Below are 6823 nucleotides of genomic sequence, written 5' to 3' on the forward strand. Positions count from 1 at the left end.
CCTACAGCTTCCAGACATTGGCGTCATCACCCATGACGTTGCGCGGGTCAATCAGGATGCAGTCGCCGAACACCTCGGGCTTGCCCTTAACCTGGGAATGGCCGACCATAACAATCACCATTTCCAGGCCATCGAGGAACTCGTCCATGGAGTGAACCTGGTTGGGCACGACGTCGACCTCCACCCACGGGTCGTAGACCTTCATGGCCGCACCGCCCAGATGCTCTGCCTGCGCTTCGAGCATCTGCAATGTGGGGCTCTCGCGCACGTCGTCCACGTCTTCTTTGTACGTGAGGCCGTAGATGCCGACCTTTGCAGGGTCGGTGATACCGTACTCGGCCATTGCCTCATGCGCGCGGTGCAGCACGTACTCGGGCATAGAAGCGTTAGTCTGTAAAGCGAGCCGCACGAAACTCGCGGTCTCGGGGTAGTCGCCCACGAGGAACCAGGGGTCCACTGGGATGCAGTGACCGCCCACGCCCGGTCCCGGCTGTAAAATGTTAACGCGCGGGTGCTTGTTGGCTATGCGAATAACCTCATGCACGTCCATGTCACCGACGCGACAAACCTTCGCGAGCTCGTTGGCGAAGGCGATGTTGACGGCTCGGAAGGTGTTCTCCACAACTTTGGTCATCTCGGCTGTGCGGATGTCGGTGATAGCGATCTCGCCCTGGCAAAAACTAGCGTAGAGTTTAGCCACGCGCTCGCCAACCTTAGGATCATCCGCACCGATGGTGCGGTTGTTGCGCAGTAGCTCGCTCACCATGTTGCCGGGGATGATGCGCTCCGGTGCGTGGACAAGCGCAACATCCTCGCGACCCGCTTCGACCAAGAGTGAGCGCACGAAGCGGTCGATTGTGCCCGGGGAGATAGTGGACTCCACGACGAGCACTGCGTTCTCGGGGGCTACCTGAAGCACCGTCTTGCAGGCGGCAACCACGTAGCCTGGGTCGATCTTCTTATCCACCTTATCGTAGGGCGTGGGCACGCTCACGATGTAGGTATCACAGACCTGGTACTCGGTGGTGAACCTTATGCCGGCCTCAACAGCCTTGGCGAAAAGCTCCTCTAAGCCCTCTTCCTTGAAGGTGGTCCTACCGGCGTTGAGCGTCGCCACAAGATCTGCGTTGTAGTCCGTACCGATGACCTCGACTCCGTGCGAGGCCATCATGAGGGCAGTGGGCAGGCCGATGTAGCCGAGGCCGATTACGTTAACCATTCGAGGCGGTTCCTTTCATCCTTTTCCCGTATTTCAAAGTGAGCAGCACGAATCTCGCGTTGCCGACGATGTACCTTTTCCAGAGGCGCCCCGGCTCCTGGATAAAACGGTAGAGCCACTCCAGACCGTGCTCCTGCATCCACTTGGGCGCGCGTACCGTCACGCCCGCCACGACGTCGAAGCTGCCGCCAACACCCATGACGAACGGGATTCCAATCTTGTCCAGATGCTCGTGGACCCAGTACTCCTTCTTAGGAGAGGAGAACGCAACGAACATCATGTCGGCACCTGACGCAGCCATGTCGGCGACGATGTCAGGCTCGTCGGTCTTCGAGAAGTAACCGTTCCTGCACCCCGCGATGCGGATCCCTGGATACCTTTCCTCGAAGGTCTCTTTGACTACGCGCACCACCTCGTCCTTAGCTCCGAAAAGGTAGATCCCATAACCCTTCTCGGCGGCAAGTTCGACTAGACGAAGGAACAGGTCAATTCCCGTGACACGCTCCTTGAGAGGTACCCCGAACCTCTTGGCCACCCATACGATGGACGCACCGTCCGCATTGATGAGAGGGCAGGCGTTGACGATCTCCCGCAGCCTCGGGTCGCCTTCCATGAGGTTGACCTTCGAGGCGTTGATCACGACGTGCTGGGTTGGAACCCCACGCGAGATGATCTCCTCCACCGCAGCGACCGTCTCCTCAAGCGAGAGGACGTTGACATACGAGTTGAGAATGGGGTATCTGTTCGGAGCGAGCCAGTCCCGCTGTGCGTTCTCAAGTCTCTCTGCCATGCTCAGCTCCCCTGTGCGGTGAGCATGCAGCCCACGGTCTGGATAATCAACTTGAAGTCCGTCCATATGGAGCATTTCTTGATGTAGAGCAGGTCAAGGTCGACCCACTCGTCGAAGGTTATGGAGTCGCGATCGCGCCTGGTCTGCCAGTAGCAGGTGATACCCTGCTTGCAGAGTTGCCGTTCGCGCTGACGTGGCGTGTAGGAGGCGACCTCGGAGGGCAGCGCCGGGCGTGGACCAACGACGGAGAGATCGCCCTTGAGGACGTTCACGAATTGCGGCAGTTCGTCGAGCGACAGCTTGCGCAGCCACTTGCCTACGCGCGTGACGCGGGGGTCGTTCGCCATCTTGAACACAGGCCCCGTCTTTTCGTTGAGATGACATAGCTCCGCCAGGCGATCCTCTGCGTTAGCACACATGCTGCGAAACTTGTACATGGTGAACTCGCGACCGTCCTTGCCAACGCGGACTTGCCTGAAGACGACGGGGCTCTTAGGGTCGTCGAGCTTGACAGCGACGGCGACAATGAGGAACAGCCAGCTGAAGAACACAAGAATAAACACGCTGAAAACGATGTCGAAGGCGCGCTTGACGGCACGATAGCCGAGGCGTCCCGATCGCAGACGCTCTACGGCCTCGGCCAGCGCGGGGTCGTCCGCAATGCCAATGGGATCCCTCACAGCTTCCGCGCAGACAACGTCCACTGCGTCTTCGGCCAGACCGTACGACAACCCTGTATCCTTTCCTTGCTCCTAGGTACCCTTCGTGAGGGCGTGTCCTTCTCTCGCTTCTTTTCTCTATCCAGTCGCCACTGCGCCCGTAGTGCTCCGCCGGCAGGTGACTCTCAGGCCCACTTGGGCTTCCACCTCTTGGCCGGCCACGCTCATGCGCACGTAGGCGCGCTTGCCTCGGTGTCTTACGCGGCGGATCAGGTTCTCACGGCCGCAAAGCGGGCCGCTCGTCACTGTGATCGCACCGCCCGTGCCGACAAGGCCCTCCGAGAAGCCGACGGTGCGATGCCCTGGACACGTGAGCGCGCCTAGAAGCGCGACCTCGCCCGGCTCCATTTCTGCAGCGCTGGGGCCGTCGAGCAGCAGCTCGTCGATTCCGCGTGCGTGGCGCAGAGCCGCGCGGATTTCGCGCTTGCCAGGTGCCACGGCCACAAGCAGACCCGGTGCCAAAGGTTCCTCCGGCGGGTCAGAGCCTTCGCGCGCCGCGCCCACCTCGACCCTCGGCACGAACAGCTCCTCAAGGCCGTCGGGAAGCGCACGCTCCTGCAAAAGGGCCAGTGCCCGCTCCTCGCAGCCCGGCCTCACGTTGATCGCAAACCACATGGCTTACCCCTAGCTTTTGAAGGGAACGTCCATGGGCACGCACTCGGCGAACCCCCCGTCCACATCCACGAAGCAGAAGCGCTTGTGGCGGTTGACCTTCACCACCCGATCCTCCTGGCCGACAAGCGGGCCTGACTGCACGTGCAGCACGCCGTCCTCAATGACGGCGGTGCTCGTGCGGATGACACGTTCTGTGTCAAGAACGCCCTCGTACCATTCCTGCGCGGCTGCGGAGAGCGGCGCGAAGTGGCGGGTGGCGTCGGCTTTCGCTATGCGCGCAGGGAAGGAGAGCTTGGCAAGCTCCTTGTCTAAGGTGAGCACATCTTTCGTCACGACGAAGAAGTACTCGTGATACATGGGAACCGGGTAGAGACTCCACGTACCGTGGTACTTGCGCCAACGCTCCTTGCGCATGACGAAGGCGTCTTCCAGCAGGTCAGGAGACATGAGCTTGCGCACCTTGTCGCAAGTGGCCTGCTCGCGCCCAGGGGCATGGACCACATACCAGCGCCTGGTGCCGCGAGGCGTGCGTCTGCCGACAGGCATGCCCCCGAAGGCTAGTACCCCTGCAGGTTGTTTGGCCATATCCACCCCCTTGCCTACTTTTAGTCAAAACAAGGCGTGACCGCGGCCCTTTTATGAGCGACGATCTGCGCCTCTTGCCGGTAAGGGTGTTGGAAAAGTACACTTAAAAATTAAGGGGTACCAGTAAACGAAAAACGGTAATGAAAACCATGTGAACAGGGTAAACATTTCGAGAGACGTGTATAATCCGCTAAAAGACGTGTATAATTCACGACATTGTCGGTGAGTGAAAAGGTGTACTTTTTCAGACGTTGAAAACGTGGTCTGAACAGGTCTTATTCAGTTGTTTTTAAGGATTTGTTTTTCAGCGGCGGTTGTCATGTGCCGCTAGCTTACGGCCTTGTCCTTGCGCTCTTCGCGCAGCCACTTGTCAAACGTGCTCAGGCTCACCTTCAGTCTCCCGGCCGCCTCAGCGCGTGTGATGTGCCCCTCCAAATACGCCTGCCTTGTCGCCTTATAGCTCGTAGGCTTCTTCTTGCTTGGGCGTCCGAACCGCACCCCGCGCGCCTTCGCCGAAGCAATACCTTCGGCTTGGCGCTGGCGAATGTTTTCGCGCTCCATCTGAGCCACGTAGCTCAAAAGTTGCAGCACGATGTCGGCGATGAACACGCCGGTGACGTTTTCCTTGGACTCCCGGGTGTCAAGCAGTGGCATGTCAAGCACCACGATCGCGCATCCCATGTGCTTTGTGATGTTTCTCCACTCATCGATGATCTCGTCGTAGTTGCGTCCCAGCCGGTCGATGCTTTTGACGACCATCACATCACCCGCCTTCATCACGTCCATGAGCCGCTTGTACTCAGGCCGCTCGAAGTCCTTGCCGCTTGCCTTGTCTGCGAACACGTTTGACTTATCAACCGGGAAGGCTAGAAGGGCGTCGAGCTGCCTGTCCAGGTTTTGGTCTTTGGAGGATACTCGGGCGTACCCGTAGGTTGCGTTTGACATGGATGCCTCCTTCATATGTCGCATCGCAATCGCAGAAAGCGATACTCAACACCGCATGGGGCGCACGGGGCGCATGCGTGTCTCATGCGGCACTGTCGTATCTCTTAATTAAGCAGGTTGAGATGTGGATGCATACACGACGGTGCGATAATTTCCCGTCTGATCGCTGCAGGTCGCAAAGGCCCAGACCACCTCGTTTGCGATCACGCTCCCGTCGAGCGCCAGGTCGCTTCGGGCTACGGCGCCTTCGACGTATGCGACGCGCTCCTCATCTGTGGCGAAGCTCGTGTGTAGCATCTCTTGGCGTGCGTCAACCACGTCAACTGCCCTGACCTTGAGCTCATAGCACCCGCCATTCGAGCGCGTGTGAACGTAGATGACCTCGTGCTGCCGCGCGTAGTCGCGATCGCTGAACTTTGCAAAGTCAGCAAAGACCGTGCCGTCGCTTAAGTTGTGGCCGTAGACCATGACGAATGGGGAGTGCGCCGTGCACTCCCAGTCGATATACGGAGTGCCGTATGCACCTTGTGCCAGCGCGTCCTCGTAGAGGTATCTGTTCGGGTAGTCCGGTGTCGCCTGCGCTATGGGCTCATCGATGGTTGTCCCAGGCACCTCCACCCATGTGACGATTGACTCAGGAAGCGCGTCCCAGTCGATTGGGCAAGACATCTCGCCCTCAGATCCGGTTTCCGTCTCTGTAACAGGCGTCTTTGCGGGTGCGAGGGAAACATCAGGCGGGATTGTCTGCCAGAGCGCGAAGGCAAGCAGGCATACAACCGCGATGATCAGAAAAAGGCGCGCTACGATGCCGCGGAGGCGGGCAAAACACCCGCCTCCACACTTAGCGCTGCGTGTGCGCCTACTTCTCATCGGAGGGTTCCGCTTCGCTGCGCTCACGTCGCCTTAGGAACGCGCTTGTGCCCCCTGCTAAGCTAAACGCAACAAGTGCGCATGCGCTTGCCCCGACGGCGCACGCTGTGACGACAGCACCAGTCTTGGGATATCCCTTGCCGGAAGCCTCAGGCTCAGGCGTTTGCCCAGGTACGGGTTCTGGCTCAGGCGTGGGCTCATCAGACACGATGTTTACCGTCTGGGCCTCATCATTGATGTCGGCATGGGTTGCAACCTCAATGCCATCCTTTACGAGCGTTTCGAATACAACGGCGGTCTTTTCCTCAAGTCCCGTGGCGTCGAACTCGAAAGTGACCTCGACTTCGCCGTCGGGCTGCTCGGGCGTGAACACGGAAGACGCTGTGATTTCTTTGCCCTGGGCGTCCTTTAGCGGCTCGCCTGTGGCCTTGTCCATAAGGGTGCCGGTTACGACGTACTCCTTGCCGACGGCGAGGTTTTCGTAAGACACTGTGTCTACGATTTTGGCCTTGTCATTGGCGATCACGTTCTTGTCGCCGTCAGCGCCGTCTGCTGCTGTCGTGTGGATGGACGGAAAGCTCACTGTCTGACCTTCGTCGTTGATGTCTTCGTGTGTGGCGATGATGCTCTCATCCTTGTCGGTGAGCTTCTCGAAGAAGACAACCGACGTGCCCGCAAGCTTGGTCGTGTCGATGTCGACCGTGACGTCCACGGTTCCGTCAGGAGTATTCGGTGTGAACACGGTAGTACCCACCTTCGGAAGCCCGTCATCGCCTGTAAGAGCAGTGTTTGTAGACTTGTCCATGAGGGTGGTAAAGATGCGGTACTCATGTCCGGGGGTAAGGCCTGTATAGGCAACAGTGTCGATGAGCTTGCCGTCTTTCGTGGCGGCTCCTTCGCTTGTATTCGTGATGCCGTCACGTGCCTGGGTAGCGATGTCAACGATGGCGACCGTCTGGTCAACGTCGTCAATGTCGGCGTGCACCATATACTCGGCGTCTTCGAAGAGCATGGTCTCAAACGCCACGAGCGACTTACCCGCAAGGCTTGTGCCTGCGAACGTGAAGGTCACCTCGACCG

At 59.1% G+C, this 6823-nt stretch carries 8 protein-coding genes; all 8 read right to left on the reverse strand.

Going from position 1 to position 6823, the window contains the following annotated elements; genetic code table 11:
* Position 1: 1 nt before the first annotated feature.
* A complete protein-coding gene (locus G7Y44_RS09440) occupies positions 2-1219 on the reverse strand; it encodes a nucleotide sugar dehydrogenase (RefSeq protein ID WP_165249388.1) in 1218 nt (405 codons plus the stop codon).
* Positions 1212-2009, reverse strand: coding sequence for a WecB/TagA/CpsF family glycosyltransferase (locus G7Y44_RS09445; protein WP_165249390.1), 798 nt, complete (start codon positions 2007-2009; stop codon positions 1212-1214). The genes G7Y44_RS09440 and G7Y44_RS09445 overlap by 8 nt, the downstream gene beginning before the upstream one ends.
* 2 nt (positions 2010-2011) lie before the next feature.
* The gene (locus G7Y44_RS09450) at positions 2012-2740 is read right to left on the reverse strand and encodes a sugar transferase (RefSeq protein WP_206214460.1); all 729 of its coding nucleotides are present in this window, start codon (positions 2738-2740) and stop codon (positions 2012-2014) included.
* 66 nt (positions 2741-2806) lie between these two features.
* On the reverse strand, positions 2807-3343 hold the full coding sequence (gene nusG, locus G7Y44_RS09455; protein WP_165249392.1) for a transcription termination/antitermination protein NusG: 537 nt from the start codon (positions 3341-3343) through the stop codon (positions 2807-2809).
* A 9-nt stretch (positions 3344-3352) separates the two neighbouring features.
* On the reverse strand, positions 3353-3928 hold the full coding sequence (locus tag G7Y44_RS09460) for a hypothetical protein (protein ID WP_165249394.1): 576 nt from the start codon (positions 3926-3928) through the stop codon (positions 3353-3355).
* 327 nt (positions 3929-4255) lie between these two features.
* Positions 4256-4873 (reverse strand): recombinase family protein, encoded by a 618-nt coding sequence (locus G7Y44_RS09465; protein ID WP_165249396.1) that lies wholly within the window; start codon positions 4871-4873, stop codon positions 4256-4258.
* Positions 4874-4981: 108 nt separating this feature from the next.
* The gene (locus tag G7Y44_RS09470) at positions 4982-5743 is read right to left on the reverse strand and encodes a class B sortase (protein WP_165249398.1); all 762 of its coding nucleotides are present in this window, start codon (positions 5741-5743) and stop codon (positions 4982-4984) included.
* On the reverse strand, positions 5733-6823 hold a 1091-nt coding region (locus tag G7Y44_RS09475), incomplete at its 5' end, for a VaFE repeat-containing surface-anchored protein (protein WP_165249400.1). The genes G7Y44_RS09475 and G7Y44_RS09470, both read right to left, overlap by 11 nt.

The sequence above is a fragment of the Adlercreutzia sp. ZJ141 genome, assembly GCF_011038965.1.
Classification (GTDB): Bacteria; Actinomycetota; Coriobacteriia; order Coriobacteriales; family Eggerthellaceae; genus ZJ141.

Excerpts from the sequence above, each read along its gene's own strand:
- G7Y44_RS09440 (WP_165249388.1), bottom strand. The coding sequence starts at position 1,219 with ATGGTTAACGTAATCGGCCTCGGCTACATCGGCCTGCCCACTGCCCTC.
- G7Y44_RS09445 (WP_165249390.1), bottom strand. The coding sequence starts at position 2,009 with ATGGCAGAGAGACTTGAGAACGCACAGCGGGACTGGCTCGCTCCGAAC.
- nusG (WP_165249392.1), bottom strand. The coding sequence starts at position 3,343 with ATGTGGTTTGCGATCAACGTGAGGCCGGGCTGCGAGGAGCGGGCACTG.
- G7Y44_RS09460 (WP_165249394.1), bottom strand. The coding sequence starts at position 3,928 with ATGGCCAAACAACCTGCAGGGGTACTAGCCTTCGGGGGCATGCCTGTC.
- G7Y44_RS09465 (WP_165249396.1), bottom strand. The coding sequence starts at position 4,873 with ATGTCAAACGCAACCTACGGGTACGCCCGAGTATCCTCCAAAGACCAA.
- G7Y44_RS09470 (WP_165249398.1), bottom strand. The coding sequence starts at position 5,743 with ATGAGAAGTAGGCGCACACGCAGCGCTAAGTGTGGAGGCGGGTGTTTT.